Raw genomic sequence first — 19,902 nt, 5'->3', positions numbered from 1 at the left:
AATCTAAGGAACAGCTGTGTAACAAAACACTTGATTTTTTTCTATCGTAAAAAAAACTTTTTGAAAAAAGCTCTCTTTAAGAAGCTGTAAAAAAATCAATTTGGCAATTCTGGTTCAATATCGCTGTGACAAAAGTATGACGTAAAAATCTTTTTGAAAGGAAATATCATGTCGTGCTTGTATGAAACCTGTTTGTCTGATGTTGCCTGGAAAGTAATAGAACTGATTTTCCCTGCCTATGCAAAACGAGGCAGACCTCGTGTGTATAGCCTTCGAAGCATAGTTAACCTGAGTTTCGTTCTCATGATTGATCACATCTTTTTGTTGACAAAGTCGTTTAAGCATTTTCAAGTTTAATTTGATGTGATCAAGTTTTTCAATGAATCATATAAGAACAGAATTTATAGAATCAAATCTTGGTGATAAGCGCTTAACTAAGCGCCTTTTATCAATTGTTAGCTCGGTTATTGAAAGTCCAGAGAAATCTTTTCCTGAGGCATTTGGGAGTTCGGCAGAATTAGAGGGGTTCTATCGGTTTGTGGAAAATCCTTACATAGAAATAAAAGACATTTTAGAACCGCACAAACAAGCTACTTTAAAGCGTATGTGCAATAAGAATAATGATATTATTATTGCGCATGATTCGAGTGAGTTTGTATTTTCAGGAAAGAGACGAGACCTTGGAACAACCTCACTAGGTAAAAGTGCAAGCTTCTTTGGTCATTTCAGTTTAGCTATTTCTGCGTCAGATAGAGAACCATTAGGTACATTGGGGTTGCATTGTTTTAAGCGCGGTGAAAAAATCAGTCCTTATGCACTCAGAAAAAAAGGGATTCTTACACAGACTCAGTCTCGTCGCCTGCCATCGGAAAAACAAAGATGGAATGACGCAATCGATAGCATTTCTAAACTCAGCGAAAGCGCTAAAAATGCAATCCACGTATGCGATAGTGAAACAGATAGTTATGCTTTGCTTGCTGATTTATCGAACAAAGAACATCGATTTATTGTTAGGGGCTGCTATGACCGCGCCCTTGTAAACGGCAAGCATTTACGCGAGGAATTTGCAGAAGAAAGCAGATTGTTTTCTAAAGAAATACATCTTTCTAGAAGAAATAAAAAATCCGGCGGGGCTAATAATAAAAGGCTTGTTAAAAGAGATGCCCGCAATACGATAGTAGATATTAAAGCAAAACAAATTACATTAAAAAGATCAAACTGTGTAGATAAAAAATATGCATTATCTTTAGATATAAATGCTGTTCTTATTCTAGAGCGAAATCCGCCTAAAGATGAAAAGCCTATTGAATGGATTTTACTCACTCAAGAACCAATCGCTTCGCGCCAAGATATCGAAAAGATTATCGAATGCTATTGCTCACGTTGGGTCATAGAAGAATACTTTAAAGTCCTTAAAACTGGATGCTCATATGAAAAAAGACAGTTAGAAAGCTTTCACAGCCTGAAAAATTGTTTGGGAGTCTTTATACCAATAGCCTGGTTTCTCCTGCGGCTACGCAATAAAGCAAATGAAGCAAATAGCTCACCAGAACTTTATATACCGCCTCCATTATTAGCTATGCTGCAAAATTATACCGCGGAATCATTGCTTACTGTCGATGAAGTTTTAAGGCAAATAGCAAGGTTGGGAGGACACATTAAATATAACGGTCCTCCTGGATGGCTAGTCTTATGGCGAGGGCTTAGAGAACTTTATGCTATGTATAAAGGTTACCAAATCGCCGAATCTATCTTGTCAACAAAAAGATGTGATCAATCATGAGAACGAAACTCAGGTTAGACAGATAATTGCTAAAACCCCCGCGATGCTTGCGGGGATTTTTTGGCAATCAAGATTATTATTGATAGATCAACTGCAACCTGAAGTCGATCCACAGTTGGCACATCGGTAGCACGAGCCATTTCGCGCCATAATACTTCCGCAATATTGGCATGGCGGCGCGTCTGGCTGCATCATGTAGGGTGATGGATTTTTTTCCTGAGATTTTTCCGATTCATCAGAAAACAATTCTGCTTGCGCTGCCTGTAGCCATTCGGGACGTTCACTGCTTTTAAGAAATTTCAAACCCATCCATCTAAAGATATAGTCGCACACACTGCTCGCCATGGGGATCTCTGAATTCTTGGTAAAACCGCTGGGCTCAAAACGTGTGTGCGAAAATTTCTCAACCAACACTTTGACTGGCACACCATATTGCAGGGCTAAACTTATTGCTGTGGCAAAAACATCCATTAAGCCACTGATGGTGCTCCCCTCTTTCGCCATAGTGCAAAATAATTCTCCAGGACTGCCATCTTCAAATAATCCTACCGTTAGGTAGCCTTCATGTCCTCCGATGGAAAATTTATGGGTAAGTGCTGAGCGTTCAACTGGTAAACGTCTGCGTTTTACCATACCGAGCTTTTGTCCTAGCTCATCGTTGGCATTCATTCCTTTGGCGGCTGCAATCAGGTCTTCGAGCGTCAAAGGTTTAAAATTTGCCACGGGTAAAGCTGGACCACTCACATTATCTTTATTTTTTTCGATACTTACCGAAAGAGGCTGACTTCTCTTACAGCCGTCACGATAGATTGCCAGTGCTTTTAATCCTCGTTTCCAAGCTTCAAAATGGATGTGCTCAACGTCCTCCACCGTCGATTCTTGCGGCATATTTACCGTCTTGGAGATGGCGCCACTCAAAAAAGGCTGTACTGCCGCCATCATCTTGACGTGCGCCATTGGCTGAATACTTCTGATGCCATTTTGCGGTTTAAAAGCGCAGTCAAAAACAGCTAAGTGTTCAGCTTTTAAATCGGGTGCATTTTCGATAGTGTCATTTTTTTCGATATAGGCAAGTATATGGGCTTTTTGGGCTTGAGTATATCCGAGTTGATCCAGGGCTCGTGAGGCTGTGTTATTAACAATTTTGATAAGTCCACCACCAACAAGCTTTTTGTATTTTACCAAGGCAATATCTGGCTCAATGCCGGTAGTATCACAATCCATCATAAAACCGATGGTCCCTGTCGGAGCGAGAACTGTCACCTGAGCATTTTTAAAGCCGTAGGTCTTTCCTAAAGAAATTACATCACTCCATGATTTTTTAGCAGCTTGAAAAACGGGTTTTAAATTTTTGGGCAAATAATCAAATTCTGATCGTTTGAGCCCTTTTTGATGGAGGGACATCACGTCCAAAAATGAATCTTTGTTTTCGTTATATCCTGCAAATGCTTTCATTGCATGAGCGATCACCGCCGAAGTTTTATAAGCATATCCTCCCATAAGCGCCGTTATGGCTGCCGCGACAGCTCTTCCTTGATCGGAATCATAAGCCAGCCCTAAGCTCATAAGTAAAGCTCCCAAGTTGGCATAACCCAATCCTAGCGGACGAAACTTATGGCTGTTTTCTTCAATTTTTTTGGTCGGATATGATGCATGATCCACAAAAATTTCTTGAGCTAAAATTGTGAGCGCTACAGCATGTTCAAAACCTCCAACATCAAATGTGCCATCTTGGTTAAGAAATTTTAAAAGATTGATGGAAGCTAAATTACAGGCCGAATCATCTAAAAACATGTATTCGCTGCAAGGATTCGATGCATTGATGCGGGCTGTATTTTTGCAGGTATGATATTGATTGATAACATCATCAAATTGCAGCCCAGGATCGCCGCACTGCCAAGCTGATCGTGCGATTTCTTCCCAGATTTTATCTGCTGAAAGTTTTTCTAATGGCTTTTTATCCACAACTGAATTGGTTGTGTAATCTGTGTGCTGTTCAAGTGCATTCATAAATTTATCATTTACTCGAACAGAGTGGTTGGCATTTTGGAACATCACCGAATCATAAGCACCACCAGGAACATTAAAGCCTGCATCATAGCCTGCATCGATAAGAGCATGGGCCTTGGCTTCTTCTTTAACTTTACAAGAAATAAATTCTTCGATATCAGGGTGATCGACATTAAGGATAACCATTTTTGCAGCGCGCCTGGTTTTGCCACCTGACTTAATAACACCAGCAAAGGAATCAAAACCTCGCATAAAAGAAACAGGACCTGAAGCTTCTCCGCCTCCAGCTAAACTTTCTTTCTTGCCTCTGATGGTGGAAAAATTAGTGCCGGTTCCACTGCCATATTTGAACAACATTCCTTCGGTTTTAGCCAAAGATAAAATTGAATCCATAGTATCTTCAACAGAATTTATAAAACAAGCCGAACACTGCGGATGGGCTTCAACGCCCACGTTAAACCATACAGGCGAGTTAAAGGCCATTTTTTGATTAACGAGAAGATGGGTTAGCTCATCATGGAAACTTTGCTCGCAAGCTTTGGTTGAAAAATATTTAGACTTAGCACCCCAAGCCGTAATGGTATCAGCCACGCGTGATATGAGTTGACGCACTGAAGATTCGCGTGATTTGGTACCTGGTTTACCTCTGAAATATTTATTCACCACAATATTGGTGGCTGTCATCGACCAGGTTTTGGGAACTTCTACATCTTTTTGCTCAAAAATTACTTCCCCATTGATCCCGCTTATCACAGCGTCTCGCTTTTCAAATATTACCCCAGCCTCCTCACTCATGGGATCAATGCCTTCCTTAGTAAAATGCCTTTTTACTTTTAGCGCCTTCCCCTGAACTTCTATCGTTATTTTTGTTTCCTCACCCATTTTATCTGCACCGAAATTTGATTCTTCTGCCACAAAAGCTTCCATAATATTTTCCCCGAATGATTTTTATCTTCGCCACCAAAAGAATACTAGTTGTGCCTTTGCTGACTAAAACACATGCCTAAAAACTCATCTTTTGAATTTTTTTGATTATCTAGAACTACCCACGACCCATACTTTTAGTCAATCGCTCTTAAAAATTTTTTACATTAATTTTTGCTTTTTTAAATTAAATTCAACAATAAAAGCAGCACAAAACAAGGAATGTTATTTACTATAAACATCCAAACTTTAAAAATTGTTTTATTTAATCATTTAACGCTTATTTTTCTGTGGAACTTTTACCATTTTTTTCTAGGTTAAAAGTTCCAGTAATCAAACTTAGGATAAATATAATTAGTAGGTCAAGAGTTCTATTGCAGCTTTCTTAATATTCTCTTTTTGCGGCAAAATTGCGTTCTCTAGAATTTTGGAAAATCCTATGGGAATATCAAGCGCCGCTAAGCGCCGAACAGGAGCATCAAGATCCATAAAACAATTTTCCATAATGACCGCTGAAACTTCGCTACCAATCCCATTAAACATATGATCTTCGTGAACAATAAGAACTTTCCCAGTGGCACGCACTGTTTTACTAATACCCTCAATATCGAGTGGTTTGATGGAACGTAAATCAAAAACCTCAATAGAATGCCCTGATTCAGAAAGTTCTTGGGCTACCTGAAGCGCCATATGCACCGTATTGCCATAGGTAATAATACTCATATCAGTCCCATGCCGCCGAACTTTTCCCACACCAAAGGGTAGAGCAAAATCTGATCCATATTTTGGTCCCCTGGCTTCTGCTCGGTTATATAAATATTTTGGCTCAAGGAAAAAAGTTGGCCCAAAAGAGCGAATGGCAGTACGCAAAAGCCCTGCAGCATCTTCAGCAAAAGCAGGGGTTACTACCCTAAGCCCCGGCAAATGGCTCATGATAGCTTCAATATTTTGCGAGTGATATAAACCTCCAGTAATATAGCCTCCTGATGCTAAGCGCAAAACAACGTTGGGAGAGAATTGTCCATTGGATCGCCAATAATCATGACCCATCTCCACTATCTGTTCCATTGCGGGCCATACATAATCAGCAAACTGAGCAGCCTCAATAACAATTCTAATATCCGAGCGATAGCGACTCATGCCATTGGCGGTACCCACTATAAAATCCTCGGCAATGGGAGCATTAAAAATTCGTTTTGGGCCAAAGAGATCGAGCATTCCTTTGGTCAGATTAAATACACCTCCCTTTTTCTTAGAGGCACAATCCTGCCCCCATAAAAAAGTTTGGTCGTTATGTTGGAATTCCTCTATTAAAGTACGATTAATTGCTTCACGCAATTTTTCGGTGGGTTCTGCATCGACTGGGACATGTTCATCTTGTGATTTTTGTGGCTGATAACTTTGTGCAAAAACAAATTTATGCACTGAATCAGGGGTGGGCACAGGCGCTTCTTCAGCCTTTTGACATGCCTGCTCAATTTCATTATCTAACTCTTTTTCAAGAGCTTTCAGATATTTCTCGGCACCTTTATTTTTAAGAATTTCAGCTCTCAATAATTCGATTGGATCTGATTGGGCAGCCTTTTGTATTTCTTCCTTATCGCGATAGAGATCTTGTGCGTCGGAATTTGAATGAGCCCCAATACGAACACATTGTGCATGAAGCAGAGCTGGACAACCTGTGGAACGTACAAAATCGACAGCATCACTCATTTTTTGATGACTATCCAAAAAGCTCGTACCATCTGCATTAAAAATACCTAGATTTTTAAAACCTCGAAAATTATCACTGATCAATGTGTTAGCTGATTGCTCACTCGTGGGCACAGAAATCCCATAGCCATTATTCTGTATGACAAAAATTACCGGCAATTTTTCGCGTGTAGCTCCATTAATCGCTTCATAGCAATAACCTTCAGACATAGAGGATTCGCCCTGGCTACAAAACGCTATAGCATCATCCTGATAATATTTTATGGCACGAGCTACACCCACAGCATGTTGAGTGTGATTACCTGTACACGAAGAAACATTTTGAATATTTATACTAGGCTTGGCAAAGTGATTGGACATATGGCGCCCGCCAGAAGCGACATCTGTACTTTTTGATAATCCGTTAAGTATGAGCTCAACAGGATTGAGGCCTGCGGCTAAAACGGTTGCCGTATCCCGATAATAAGGAAATAAAAAATCTTTGTTTTGACGGAAAGCTAAGCCCAATGCTACCTGAATACCTTCATGTCCAGAGCAGCGAGCATGATAACTCCACCCCATACCCCGGCGAATATAAAGAGCTGCCTTATCGTCAATTTTGCGAGCTAATAGTGCGTATTTATACCAATTGAGTAACTGATCTTGATCAATGTTGCGATTTTTCTTACTCGAAGTTTTGATCATATTTATATCCTGTAACAAACCGCTCTCCTAATCTGAAAAAAACTAAATCACATGGAAAATTTTGGCACCAAGGTGGGAATTTTCATAACCCTCGATAGATATAAAACCTGACTCCAATAAAGGGAGCAACCCGTCAAGTTCCATCTTATTGAGTATTCCTTCAAACATGACAAAGGTCTCTGCTGGCAAGACAAGGCGCTGTAATGATGCTTCGCTCAAAAAAGCAAGCATAACTTCTTGCCACCCTATAAGCTCACTTTGGCAATGCCTGAGAGTTGAATAAAGCTCAAAAAAATCTATCTTGGCCTGCAAAATCGAACCCAAACAACAATTATTTTTTTGCTTTAGAAGCCATTGCCCTAAAATACTGCGTGCTTTTTCAATGGACCAAGCAAATTTCAAGCTAAAAACTTTTTGCAGTGCCAACAGAAATAATAGTGGAATGGTTTTGGTCTTTCCAATTTCAAATGCAACCTCTAAATCGCTAAGGGCTGCTACTTGGGATGCTAGATGTTCTAATGGTTTCAAAAAAACCTGATAGCGTTGAGGCAGCTTATTTAAAACAGCACATGTATCAACTCGAATGACACTTTCCTCTAGCACATAGTCAAACAGACTCGAAAAGCCTCTGAGATCTTTTTCCAAGCAGTCATCAATTTCTAAAAACTGTTCTTTAAGACACTCCTCCAGCCTAGGGCGAGTTTTAACTATCAACGATAGTTCAATTCCAATATTTTTAATGGAATCATAATCTTGGGTAAGAGCGCCAAAAATTTCCAAATTATGGATTATAAATGCATCCAAATGATCGAGTTCTTCTTCTGGCCAACTATTAAGCCTCTCACATAATTCTTCAAGTTGCTCGCTGCTGTAATTTTTCACGACTCGCTACCATTCAGTGGTTTCATATCAATTTCTCTAGGCACTACGTCAATAAATTCTTGATGGATGCTCTCCACTGATTTATCTGATCCTAAGGATTTTATTTCGCTGAGTTTTCTTGCCGTAACAAAAACTCTGGAATCAAGAGATGATAATGTTTGATTATAGCTTTCAGAAGCTGTCTTTAAACTCTTTCCAAGCTTTCCGAAATGTGCTGACACTACACCGACTCTATCAATAAGTTGCTGTGCTAATTTTCTTACTTCTTCGATATTATTGGCTATTGATTCTTGTTTAAAACTAAATGCTACTCCTTTGAGTAAAGCAATCAGCGTCACTGGGGTTGCAATGATAATATCATTTTGCGCTGCATAATCTAAAAGAGAGGGATCAGTAACAAGTGCGCGATGTAATAATGATTCTGTTGGTAAAAACATAACAGTAAATTCAGGACTGTCCCCGAGAATTTTTGCATAGGATTTTTTCTTTAAGGTCATTAGGTGTCGCTTGAGTGTCGTTACCAAATCAGCGCAAGCATCATTTTTGTCTTCTGTGCCAAATACCTCTAAAGGAACCTTGGCATCAATAACGATTTTTTTATTCTGAGGAAGTGTCACCACCATATCAGGCCTTAAAATTTCACCTTCGACTTTTATGCTGCACTGTTCAATAAAATCACAAAACTGAGAAAGCCCTGAAAGCTCAACCACTCGTCGTAGCTGCATCTCACCCCAACGCCCTCGAATAGATGGGGCCTGTAGTGCTTTAGACAACGCTCCTGTTTCTTGCTGCAAGATAGCCTGACTTTTAAGCAAACCTTCTATCTGCTCTTTAAGGCCACTATAAGCGCCTTGGCGAATGGCTTCGAGATCACTTACTTTTTTATCCATAAATGACAGACTTTCTTTTAAAGGAGCCACAACATTTTTAAGTTGCTCTTTACTATGCTGCCGCTCCTGATCACTTGCTTGCAACAACTGGTCAACACTCTGCTTAAGAGTAGTATTCATTGCGTCCATATTTTGAATCAAGCTTTCTTTGGCAAGTGCTGAAAAAGTTTCTTTCATGCGGTCGTGCACTAAATTCAAGTCATTAATTCTTTTTTCGAAATATTCCTTACTTTGCCTATATTCAGCCTCAGTTTGAGCAAGTTTAATAGTTAACTGATTTTTTTGATTTTGTTCATTTTCTATTATTTGAGCTGTACGATTTTGTCTTCGAACATAATAATTCCACGCAATCAGCAAAAAGCTTAGAGCTCCTAAAAAAAATCCAGTAGCAAAAATTAAAATTTGTTGAGCGTTCATAATTCTTAGGCTCCATTTTTATCAATGCTTAAATAATGCACCAATGCAGGAGGAATATTAATTTTTACTATCGCTTCATCATTTTGATACTCATGGATAAATTGGTCAATGTGATGACGAGTCTCACGATAACGGACCAGTGCATCCTCATTGAGAAAGGCAGAAACCAAACGAGAAAGACCCTTGTATTCAAAAAAAGAAAAGCTTGCCCCATCTTTTGCAAGCTTGATCAAGTGCTCTATTAAAGCCTTGGTCAGGGATGATGGTAAAGAATTAAAAGGAAGACTCGAAATAATTACGTCATAACTATCGTAGTTATGGAGTTTAAGCACATCTTCACAAAAAATATCAATATTGGCTTTATTGTAACGAAGCTTAAGCAAGCGAGCAAAGGCAGGTACTATTTCCACAACATCTAAATGACTCGAATGCGCCATACGTTTTGCTAAATATTTAGTAATAGCTCCAGTGCCTGCCCCAACTTCAAGAATTCTTTGAGAACTTTGAGAGCAGATTGGTCTTATCATCGCTTGCGCTAAAAACTTGGAACTTGGGGCAAAGGTGCCTATCATTCTAAAAGGATTTTGCTGAAACATCTTCCACCTATTCGCTCCCATAGGGCCAGAATCGTTAAAAAATCATCGGATAGCTCGTGAACTATCAACTTAAGCGCCGAAATCGAAAATTTTTACTCTCTAGACTACAAAGGCTCTGCAGCCCCACCTACGGTGAAGCTTCAGAAACAATAAAGATTTTTGATTATTTTTTATCAGACGATAGATGGTGCCGGAGGAGAGACTCGAACTCTCACGGACCTAAGCCCACCGGATTTTGAGTCCGGCGCGTCTACCAATTCCACCACTCCGGCATGAACTCCAGTGGATATACCCGCTTGTTAAAATTCGTCAAGTCATGCACCTTCGATCAAAACGTTTTTTGATACCCCATGAATCTTTCAATTCAAAAGTTAAGCGCTCATATCGGCCCCCACTGTATACTTGATAATATTAATTTAAATTTAGATGCGGGCAGCCACTTAAGCATCATGGGTCATTCTGGAAGCGGAAAAAGTTCACTCATACGAATTATTCTTGGGTTAAAAACAAAACTCAGCATCAGCGGAAGGATCTGTTTTAGTAACTTAACAATTCAATTGAATAATCAAAGAATAGTGCCCATTGCCAAACAAGGATATGCTTATGTGCCGCAAAGCTTAAGTTTATGGCCCCATATAAATGTTGCAAAAACTCTGAGGTTGACCCAAAATTTTGCTCATTCAGATTTTGAAGTTGATGAGCTCCTCTCTATTTTTGGGCTTATATCGCACAAGAAATCTTTTCCTCATGAACTATCAGCAGGAGAACAGCAACGACTTGCTCTTGCTCGCGCATTGATCGCAAAGCCAAAACTGTTGATCCTCGATGAAGCTTTTTCAAACCTTGATACGGTCAGCAAATATAGCTTGCTAAAGATATTGAAAAAAAAACAAAAAGATCTTGGCTTCACTTCAATTTTTGTAACTCATGATTTTTCTGAAGCTTCTTTTTGGGGACAAAATCTTATGATTCTTTATCAAGGAAAAAGTCTTTGGACTGGCTCTCTTGAAAAATTTAGGATAGATCCTCCCCAGTGGCCCCTGCTACAAAGCCACCATAAACTCAATCGATATGCGAGGAGCCAAAAACATGTTTGCATTTTTTAAGCGCCAATGGTTTTTTTATGCCTACACCGCGCTTATTACTCCAAGCTACTTACTGCCTTGGCTTGGCTCCAACTCTATGTTTGCTAACATTTTTTCTTCGGTGGCTCGCTGGGGTTTCGGTGTCCATGTAACAAGTCTGTGCCTAGCTGCTTTGCTGAGTTTCATAAGAGGAGTGCAGCTCAGAACGCCGCAATTGGCATTGCTTTCTCTAAGCGCTTTGGTATGCGACTTAGTTCCACTTCTCAATTGGATTCCCCTGCTTCCAACTTTTTTTCACGGACTTGCCATTTTGCTCGGAACCGATACTAAAATTAATATCAGCTCATCAAGGCTTAGGTGGTAATTTTTCTTTTCAGCTTAGGCACTTAAAAATCTCAAAAAGCTACAGCAATCACAAACAGAAACATTAACCTTACAACATTCGAAAACAAAGAAAAGTGTCTCCAGCTCCTAAAGGTGGTTTATGTTCACTAAGTACTCTGTTTTTATCCTATCAATTATTTTTTCTTTGGTTCTGAGTGCAAACGAAAGAATTCTTTATCAATTACCAGCTAAAAAAGACAATTTTATTATTAATTTCGCTGTTAAAGATAATACTATCGTCTTAATTCACTCTCACTCTATTGCTGTATCTTACGATGGTGGAACTACATTTTCTAATCATCAACTTGGTCAATCTTACCGCCATCAACCAGATCAACCTTACCTCCTCCAGCATTGGGATAATTATTTAATTCACATTTCCGATGATGAAAAAATTTTTATTTCTCGTAACGGATCACTTTTTTTAAAAGAAACTCAAGAGCAAGAATTTATCAAATGTCAATTTAATAAATCAGATGAAAAAATTAGTTCTATAGTTACTCATGGGCACTACGTATTCGTAACATTTGGCCCATTTCACCACATATGCGAATGGAACAATATTGCTCTTTCGCAAGATGGAGGAAAAAACTTTTCTCGTTCAGCTTCTTTTGGCTCGATGTATGATTCATATTCCCAACTAGAGATTAACGATGAAGTTCTCTACGTTAAAGGTTCTAATAGAATTTTCAAATCTTCTGACTGGGGCACTACTTTTGTAGAAACAACAGAGCACGACCTTGGTTGGAAAAATATTATTGAGAAAAAACAAATTGAAAAAGAAACTTTCATAATGCGATTTTCACAAGAAGAAAATCCCGAAGGATTTTTCTACCCCAAAAACTATCCTACATGCTTCTCTATCAGTTACATCAATTACGATTTTCACGCTTGCACACCATTAAACGGAATCAAATATGTCTTCCCATACAAAGGAAAGCAGATCGAAAAATATGCCAACGATACTCCCCGCTACGCAAGCTTTCATAATAATAAACTCTACTTAGCCTCTACTACCACTTTAAGCGTCGTGAGTGCCGAGTAGCTTTCAATTGCACAGGGAACATGAAGTCGATCTTAAAAGAGCGACAGAACTTTATATGGATGATGCATTCAACATTCAGAATACCAAGGCTACTGGTAAGCGTGGAGTGAAGGTAGTCGTGACCAATGGAACTCTTGGAGTTGGCGTGAATATTGCAATTAGCTACGACAGTTAATCATTTGCATTGTTTCTCTAAAAGTACCATTATTTATTTTTCAAGCCCGGATAATCTTGGCCCTGCAAACTTTTTGCTGGGCTTCCTCCATAGCAATGAACAGAAAAACACAACAAAGCAGGGGAAATTTTAAAAAAAATACCAAGAGCCCGGCCTTTCTAATAAAAGAAGATAATAGTGTCTTTATTGTGGTCTTGTTCACGCTCTTCAACTTGTATGAGTTGATCAAAATGAAAATATTTTTGTCGTATGCGCTCTTTAAACGCCGAAACGTTAATAAAAACACTCAGATTATTTTCTTTCGCATAGCGAATTAAGGTTGCGGCATAAGTTTTTATTTTTCCGCAGTATAATCTTAAGTAATAATTTTTCTCATCAATAATATATTCAATATATTTTTTGCTATTTTTTTTACAAAAATAAATTTGATCACATTTAAACTCATGCCAATTATTGTGAACTCTTTCATCGATTTCATAGAGCGCATCATCAATTTCTTCTATCGTTGTCGCCTCTTTAAAGGCAACCTCATCAAGCATTACATAATGGTTATTTATTTTAGCCTGTTTAAGTCGCTGATACTTGTAGTAGGCAGTAAAATTTTCTTGTTTTTGATGCAATCGAATACAGTGCGGATCGTATTTATAATGCACACTCAAGGCGTTCAGTGAAAAAATAATAATTGCGATATAATACATGATTCATATCACCATGGGATTATTTTTATAACTTGTAGAGCGTTGGCATAGTCCTGACTTCGCTTTTTTAGCATGAAGTAATTTAGTGAAATATTTTTTTTATATTTTTTAACAAAATCAATCTGGGCAATAAGATTATTAAAGAGATGATCGTTGTAAACAGTAATAACCTTCCACTCGTCTCCAACCCGAAAAAAGACACTATTTTGGTTGAAAACTTTTTTCTTTGAGTATTTTATATCGTTGTAGCTCATAATAATTCGCTGATTAAAAGGCTCACTATCTGAAATACATAATCTATTTTTAAGTTCTTCTTCATATTCGATAATTTGATTTATGCTTAAAAATTTAATCTCTATCTGCTTAAATTTTTTCTTAGCCAATAATAATTGTTCTTCTAAAATATTTCCCAATTCAGGGATGACTTCAATAATTTTTCTATTCCCATGCATGAGCGCGGGCGGTTCGTTATTTATTCCTTCCTGGTATCGCAGTGTATATGGATCATAAGACAAAGTTCCTGACCATAGACTGTGTGCACATAGCATCAAAATAATTTTTTTTGCCATAGTCACAAACCTTAATTGCTATATGCAAAAAAATTAAGTGGCAGATACTGTTGTCTTTTTTTATGTTTTAACCATTCAATATTTAAATAAATTTTTCGTGATTCATTTTTAGATTTTTCAATCATTTTTGCTAAACAATCTTCTACACTTTCAAAGTATAAGTTTACCCTTTTGGTGCGGCCATTGATTTGGTATTCGATGTAGGAGCTTGCGCTGCTAACTGCCAAAATTTTTTTTACGGTTTGAAATTTAAGCGATACCTGGTCGCTCTCAAATTCCATATATTGAGGATCCCTCATAGATAAACCAACAGACATTTGTAGCGATGGTGGCTGTTCTGAATAGTAACTATCTTGAGTGACAAAATCTAAATATTTATTTTCTTCTCGGGCTTGATTTACAACCTTACTCACCAGCAAATCATCTTTGAAAGGAAACTCGAGAAGTATTCTGCCTTTTGGGCTCATATATCGTAGGCTACCAAACTCACTGTTATCACGAGGATGAGTAATAAATACCTCAAAGGAATCAATTTGTAATGAATTTGAATATAGAGAACATGATGCTAAAGCTATAGCCATCAACAAAAGTTTTCTCATCACAAAAACCTCTTGTTCATATTTTATGATGGGAAAACAAAAAATAATGGCGAATATTCCAGGCATTTTTATTTTTTGTTTTTTGAGTACTAAAAAGAAAATAAATTATTTTTTATCCTTAAATAGTATTTATAAAAAAGCTGTAATCATTATTTCAATATACGTCTTAACATAAGCTTAGCTAAACTGTCGGTCAATAAATCGAAAGAGCATACTGAGCGCGCAAGAGCTCCTAAAAGAATTTCTCCTGATAAACATCTCTAAAATGAAATAAAGCCTTTGACCTGTTACTTGTAGACTACGCAAGTTGAAGTCGCATCTATGCGCTGTAAACCAAAAAAAGTGGGAGATGTATGCAACTTATCAGGTTGATTGGACTTTTGTTTTTTTGTGGTTTATCTGCTTCCTTTAGTTCGTATGCCGTTGTGTTTCACTCCTTAGGTGAGCATCAGGAACATTTAGAACTGGCAAAAAAATTCCCCTCAGTAGGAAAGCTTAGGCTTAATTTTAGAAACAAAGATGCAACGAGACTTATAGAAACACATTGCACAGGCACACTTATTGATCCCTTGACGGTCATAACTCTTGCTCAGTGCGTGGATCCGGTGCTCATAAAGGAAGAAGGTTTTGAGTTTGACCGAAACACCAATTACTTTAGAGCAAATACTTTCGCCTTAGGAGATGATGTCCTTAATGAGCCAATTGCTGTTAGAAGCGTAAAGGGAGCAGTTCTTTTCGCTGGGCACAAGCAAGATAACGAACTTACTCAAGCACAAAATTTGGCATTAATTTATTTGGAAAGTCCCATTTACAATGTCGAGCCTGCACAATTGTATGAAGAAGACATTTCAAGATCATTTCGTAAGAAAAAAGTGGTCATGGTGGGCTTTGGATTTTATGGAGAACCATGGAACCCTTACAAAGAAGACAACACGGCAGCAGCCAGTAATAAAGAAATTGATTTTCACAAAAGAGCGTGTTGGCAGGAATTAAAAGATTTTAGACGATCAGTTTTAGAAACTCATTTTTCAATAGAAAGCGAAGATTATTTCGGTATGTTTACTCATGGAGATCAGGGAGGACCATTATTTATTGAGCGCGATGGTCACTGGTATTTGTTGGGGATAAATTCGCATCGAATTAATCCTTCTTTTGACGATAAAGACAAGAAGATCGATGAAAGAGATATTCTCTATGGCACTAAAGGAATATCGCTAGCGATTCCATCATATTTAGGATGGATTAGAGATAATCAGGCTCTTCGGACATTAACTCGAAGTATAACGCTCGATAATAGCGAATGGACTTTCGGAGCATATTGGAACAAGGGTATTTTCCCACACAATAATCTTCAAGAGTCTTTGCTTTATGAGGCGATTGTTAATAAGCCAGGAATAATTATTTTCGATAATTTTATTAGTTTGGAAAAATTAAGCTTGGAGAATGCAAATGCTAAGCTCTTTATTCCTTACAAATTACCCTTAGCACTCAAAAGACAAGAAATTGATGAGCACATTCAAAAACTTTTTGAAAATGGCAAAAAATTTGAAGCCGTCGAATATGAACGAGGAATTATAGAAATACCAGGAAGCGAAGATATTTCTCGTGCTCTTAAAATAGAGTCTAGGGAAATTATTATAAATGCTGGCGTTGTTGATATTGATGGCGAATTATGGTTTGAAAATTTCAAACTTCATGGCGGAAAATTAATGGGCACAGGTGCACTGGTCTACTCCACCTCTCCTATAGTGAATACTAACGGCGTAGTTATGCCTGGCAAGGAAAGCAGTATCGGCACTCTTAGAATGGTGGGCGATTATGTACAACATTCGCCAAACGAAGAAAGCAAGGGCGGAATTTTACACATACGTGCGCAAAAGAAAAGAAAGAAAATAGAAAATTCCGTGCTTCATGTCCAGGGGCATGCCCAGCTGGGAGGCACACTCGTAATAGAGGAAATGGGCAACGCTTTTAGGCATGGAGACAAAATTAAATTTCTATATGGTAAAAATTCTGGGAAGTTTTCCGATTGTAAATTGCCTGCGGGTTTTTTAGGAAATATTGAATATAATCAAGATTCAGTAAGCATTACTTTAAAAGACCCCCTATGGCAGAAAGATATTAAACTCAATGAGTTTTCATCCTTATCTCTAGAGCATTCCACTTCTCCTTCTTCTTTACTCATAAACGGAGGCTCGCTAAGGGCGGGAGCGATGATTAACCTTGGTGATGGAGCTCTTGTGATGCACAGCGGTGAGTTGAGTATGTCTCAAGAATTGCCTCAGCAAACCCTGGTGCTCAATGGCAACTATGAGCAATCTGGTGGAACATTAAAGCTCATGATTAAAAAAACCTTGGTTGAGATTCAGGATGAAAAAGAATACATCGTTAATCCTGATGGAAGCTTGATTTTGGCCGAAGATGTGCCATTTGATGAGGATAAAAAGAGGGTCGTACAAAAAATTGGCAATCCAGAATTTGTATGGACTACAGATAATATAAAAGTGAGCGGTACAGCAATACTTGGTGGGCACTTAGAAATTAGATTTGAAAGTGACGAATTATTGGTAAAAGAAGGTACCGAAGTGAGCGTAGTGAAGGCTCATAAAATTGAGGGTGCTTTTGCTTCTGTCACAAAACTACCAGGTATGATTCAGCCAAAGCTCGTCTATACACCTCAAGAGGTGATACTACGTTTTGAAAAACAAGGAAGTTTATCCGAACTTAACTTTAAGTCTGAGGAGGCGAAAACCGCAGCTCTCATTCTTGAACAACAACGTGATAATAAAAAATATTCATCACTTTTTCTTAAGTTAGGAACCATGAACGAGGATGACATAGAAGTTTACTTGCTCAATATGGTGATTAAAACTCCTGGCTATCAAAGATTATTAGGAGAATACACAAAGTCGCACATATGATTAAAGATTAGTATTCTCAATACATCGATGGTCTTTGGGATTACATATTCTTAAAGACCATCAGGATAAAAATTTCCTCGAGGTTTAATGGGCTGCGTCAAACCAGATTTTTTTGATTAGAGATCAAAGTTCTTGATAAAATATCTTGATCTTATCAAAAGCTTCGTAAGCAATACTTTGGTGAAATCTCTTGCAGCTCTTCTTATCCCTTGCCTCATACCAGTCGCTGCTATGTATTTCACCTGTTGATTTAGTTGCCTCAAATTTAAACTTGCAAAGATAGTAAATACAATCATGGGGACTAATCTGATATTCGCATTCTGGGCATTCCGCTAAAGTATCTTCGTCATAAGAAGAAAAACCAATTGGCCAGGCTACTTTATCCAGATGGGCCTTACAGCCCTTGTTTTGACAATATCCAGTAAGATTCAGGCTTGAATAGATGCTCCGCCAAGAAGGTGTGTACTCAGTATGCCATACGAATTTCCTTCTTTTTTGTTATCTAAACTCTATGCGTGCTAACTTCTCCGAAGAGAATCAAAGCGCTCTCAAAAAATACTTTTTTCGTGGTGAAATTAAAGAGGCTATAGAAAAAATATTTTCCTAAAAAGAAGACAAATAATTTCAAAAAATAATAAGAGCATCATGAAGTTAATCATGCATCCTCAAAAAGACCTTTAGTAATATCTTTGAAAAAACTCTGCCCATAAAGACAAAAACTCACTTACATTCCCCTGCTCTTGCCTTATTTTTTATAAAAGTTCATCACGTATTTTTGGTAGTGGCTAGCACATAAGATTTATTCATCTTTGTTCAACATAAATCTGACTTCCATCTTATAAAGTTCATTTTTTTCTTCTTTTTCTAGAGTGTCTTCTGAAGAATTTTTTGGACAGGGCTCTTTAGCATAGTATGCTCGAAATGACTCTGGGGTGGCGCAATGATACAATCTTTGCCCCTTGCTCGAACGTTTACCATCCATATGCTTAAAAGGACTTGTTTTTTTGGAAGCATAGGGATGAAAACGAAGCTTTCCTTTTGGCCTCATTGGCCTTTGCTTCTCAAAAATGTAGCTAGTAGGAACGTTAAAACTTTCCCACGGCTGGCTCTCAGAAGTTAAAGTATAAACTCTCTGATCTTCATTGGAAGCAAATACATAATTAGCAAACAAAAAATAACCTCTGTCAACAATCACAAAAAATAATCAATTAAGCTGGTAAATAATCTTCATAATCAAAAAAAAACTCTGGTTATTATCGCCAATAATTGTTTCTATTTGATTTATACAATTGACTAAACACATGCGCTCTTCTATGTGCCCTCCCAATGTTTCAGGCTTACTTATTTGTTCTAAAGCGTCATTAAGCGCGCTTTGTTCTTGGGTGCTAAGAGCACTTTTATTCTCCCGTAAAACATGGCTATCCATAAAACACTGGTTGATAAATTCAGCAATGCCCCCAGAGCACTTTGCATAAATTTCTTGAGCTTGCATTTTTGTCACTAACGGTGAATTTTTATATTGTTTATGCAATATATCAGTATATGCCAAAACCAAGTTTCGCGCCTCGTTTTCTATCAGGCTTAGTTCAATTGAAATATCCTGCCGCTGTTCCGCATGCAAAGAAAAAAGATAAGAACAAGAGGACGTTATAAAGGCACATAAGTAAAATATTTTTGGCATGGAAATCCTATGGTAAAAAGCATCCATGCCCATAACCCAAACTTCACTTTGTTTATTTTTAATGTTTTATTTTTTTAAGTATCTTGAGGTTTGCACTAATCTGTTGCTCGCAGGAAAATTATCGAAATTAAGAAGCTTAAAATCTCACGGTGCGGCTTTCAAAAATATTATTGTGAATATTTTTTTCTCACTAGGTCCTAGCCGCGACTACGGAGTTGCTCAAAAAAACATCCAAAAAATTTGGAAATAGTTTTAAAACAGTTTTTTATATTAGGTCTGAGGTAAGCTAAATTCTTCTTCAGCGCTGATATCTTCATCCCCCTCAGCCCTGTTATTAGCTAAACAGCATTTCTTTTTCAAATCTTGGTAAACAGCTGGGCCCACGCTCATTCCCATAGCACCGCAAATAATTGCCCCGCCAGCTAATCCCAAAACCGTAATTCCTCCAGCAATTCCTCCACCAACCTCAAAAACGAGAGGCCAACTAAAATCAGTAGAAAAAGCTTGACATAGTCCCGTGAGAGCCCCGCCAATAAATCCTCCAGCTAAACCGACTAAAGCCCCTGCTCCACCTCCTAAAGTCCCCCCAACAACACTACCCACAGAGCCGCCTGCAGCACCGCCAATAATTACTTCTGAATAACTAAAGCTATTATCACCGCAGTGTAGTGTGCCGTTCTCATGATCGAGATAACAGATTGTGCACTCATTAGTTTCTTCATTGTCTATTAAAACTTCAGTTGGATGAGTATCTATTTTGTCATATGGAGTAGCCCACGACATAAGGCTCAGTAAAAAAGTCAAGGAAAACAAATATGAGCATGTTGTTTTAGTAATCATCATTGT

Annotated in this window: 18 protein-coding genes and 1 tRNA gene; 7 read left to right on the top strand and 12 right to left on the bottom strand. The window is 38.0% G+C overall.

What is annotated here, in order from left to right; translation table 11 throughout:
• Positions 1-168 precede the first annotated feature (168 nt).
• Both H6731_08400 and H6731_08395 read left to right on the top strand, forming a co-directional pair.
• Complete coding sequence (locus H6731_08400) at positions 169-357, top strand: hypothetical protein (protein USN50276.1); 189 nt, start codon at positions 169-171, stop codon at positions 355-357.
• A gap of 22 nt (positions 358-379) precedes the next feature.
• A complete protein-coding gene (locus H6731_08395) occupies positions 380-1,783 on the top strand; it encodes an IS4 family transposase (protein ID USN50275.1) in 1,404 nt (467 codons plus the stop codon).
• Positions 1,784-1,870: 87 nt separating this feature from the next.
• On the opposite strand, the gene H6731_08390 is transcribed toward H6731_08395, so the two are convergent.
• The 6 genes from H6731_08390 to H6731_08365 form a co-directional block, all read right to left on the bottom strand.
• Positions 1,871-4,675, bottom strand: coding sequence for a vitamin B12-dependent ribonucleotide reductase (locus H6731_08390; GenBank protein ID USN51968.1), 2,805 nt, complete (start codon positions 4,673-4,675; stop codon positions 1,871-1,873).
• Positions 4,676-5,071: 396 nt separating this feature from the next.
• A complete protein-coding gene (locus tag H6731_08385) occupies positions 5,072-7,111 on the bottom strand; it encodes a 2-oxoisovalerate dehydrogenase (protein USN51967.1) in 2,040 nt (679 codons plus the stop codon).
• A gap of 45 nt (positions 7,112-7,156) precedes the next feature.
• Positions 7,157-7,996 (bottom strand): hypothetical protein, encoded by an 840-nt coding sequence (locus H6731_08380; GenBank protein ID USN50274.1) that lies wholly within the window; start codon positions 7,994-7,996, stop codon positions 7,157-7,159.
• Entirely contained in the window at positions 7,993-9,303 is a 1,311-nt protein-coding gene (locus H6731_08375) for a DNA recombination protein RmuC (GenBank protein USN50273.1), read from the bottom strand. The genes H6731_08380 and H6731_08375 overlap by 4 nt, the downstream gene beginning before the upstream one ends.
• Before the next feature lie 5 nt (positions 9,304-9,308).
• Positions 9,309-9,899 carry a methyltransferase domain-containing protein gene (locus H6731_08370; GenBank protein ID USN50272.1) on the bottom strand — a complete coding sequence of 197 codons (591 nt, stop codon included), beginning with the start codon at positions 9,897-9,899 and terminating at the stop codon, positions 9,309-9,311.
• A gap of 185 nt (positions 9,900-10,084) precedes the next feature.
• Positions 10,085-10,171: transfer RNA gene (locus H6731_08365), tRNA-Leu, on the bottom strand.
• 78 nt (positions 10,172-10,249) lie between these two features.
• Here H6731_08365 and H6731_08360 point away from each other — a divergent pair.
• From H6731_08360 to H6731_08345, 4 genes are all read left to right on the top strand, one after another.
• Positions 10,250-11,005, top strand: a complete 756-nt coding sequence (locus H6731_08360; GenBank protein USN50271.1) for an ATP-binding cassette domain-containing protein — start codon at positions 10,250-10,252, stop codon at positions 11,003-11,005.
• Positions 10,989-11,348 (top strand): hypothetical protein, encoded by a 360-nt coding sequence (locus H6731_08355; protein ID USN50270.1) that lies wholly within the window; start codon positions 10,989-10,991, stop codon positions 11,346-11,348. Before H6731_08360 ends, H6731_08355 begins: the two co-directional genes overlap by 17 nt.
• 120 nt (positions 11,349-11,468) lie before the next feature.
• Positions 11,469-12,413, top strand: a complete 945-nt coding sequence (locus H6731_08350) for a hypothetical protein (protein USN50269.1) — start codon at positions 11,469-11,471, stop codon at positions 12,411-12,413.
• Positions 12,403-12,588, top strand: coding sequence for a hypothetical protein (locus H6731_08345; GenBank protein USN50268.1), 186 nt, complete (start codon positions 12,403-12,405; stop codon positions 12,586-12,588). The genes H6731_08350 and H6731_08345 overlap by 11 nt, the downstream gene beginning before the upstream one ends.
• Positions 12,589-12,746: 158 nt before the next feature.
• On the opposite strand, the gene H6731_08340 is transcribed toward H6731_08345, so the two are convergent.
• The 3 genes from H6731_08340 to H6731_08330 are packed head-to-tail and all read right to left on the bottom strand — an operon-like array spanning position 12,747 to position 14,457.
• Positions 12,747-13,286, bottom strand: a complete 540-nt coding sequence (locus H6731_08340; GenBank protein ID USN50267.1) for a hypothetical protein — start codon at positions 13,284-13,286, stop codon at positions 12,747-12,749.
• A gap of 8 nt (positions 13,287-13,294) precedes the next feature.
• On the bottom strand, positions 13,295-13,855 hold the full coding sequence (locus tag H6731_08335) for a hypothetical protein (GenBank protein USN50266.1): 561 nt from the start codon (positions 13,853-13,855) through the stop codon (positions 13,295-13,297).
• Between the two features lie 11 nt (positions 13,856-13,866).
• Entirely contained in the window at positions 13,867-14,457 is a 591-nt protein-coding gene (locus H6731_08330) for a hypothetical protein (protein ID USN50265.1), read from the bottom strand.
• 350 nt (positions 14,458-14,807) lie between these two features.
• On the opposite strand from H6731_08330, the gene H6731_08325 reads away from it, so the two are divergent.
• Positions 14,808-17,375, top strand: a complete 2,568-nt coding sequence (locus H6731_08325; protein USN50264.1) for a trypsin-like serine protease — start codon at positions 14,808-14,810, stop codon at positions 17,373-17,375.
• Positions 17,376-18,174: 799 nt separating this feature from the next.
• Here the strand turns inward: H6731_08325 and H6731_08320 are convergent.
• The 3 genes from H6731_08320 to H6731_08310 all read right to left on the bottom strand — a co-directional run bounded on the left by H6731_08320 (position 18,175) and on the right by H6731_08310 (position 19,899).
• Positions 18,175-18,423: a hypothetical protein gene (locus tag H6731_08320; protein ID USN50263.1), complete on the bottom strand. Its 249-nt coding sequence runs from the start codon at positions 18,421-18,423 to the stop codon at positions 18,175-18,177.
• 156 nt (positions 18,424-18,579) lie between these two features.
• Positions 18,580-19,056 carry a hypothetical protein gene (locus H6731_08315; protein ID USN50262.1) on the bottom strand — a complete coding sequence of 159 codons (477 nt, stop codon included), beginning with the start codon at positions 19,054-19,056 and terminating at the stop codon, positions 18,580-18,582.
• A gap of 270 nt (positions 19,057-19,326) precedes the next feature.
• On the bottom strand, positions 19,327-19,899 hold the full coding sequence (locus H6731_08310; GenBank protein USN50261.1) for a hypothetical protein: 573 nt from the start codon (positions 19,897-19,899) through the stop codon (positions 19,327-19,329).
• Between the last annotated feature and the right edge of the window lie 3 nt (positions 19,900-19,902).

The organism is Myxococcales bacterium, from assembly GCA_023898405.1.
In the GTDB taxonomy this organism is placed as follows: Bacteria; Myxococcota; UBA727; order UBA727; family JABDBI01.
Note: the sequence above shows the minus strand (reverse complement) of the source record. Positions and strands in the feature narration are given on the sequence as shown.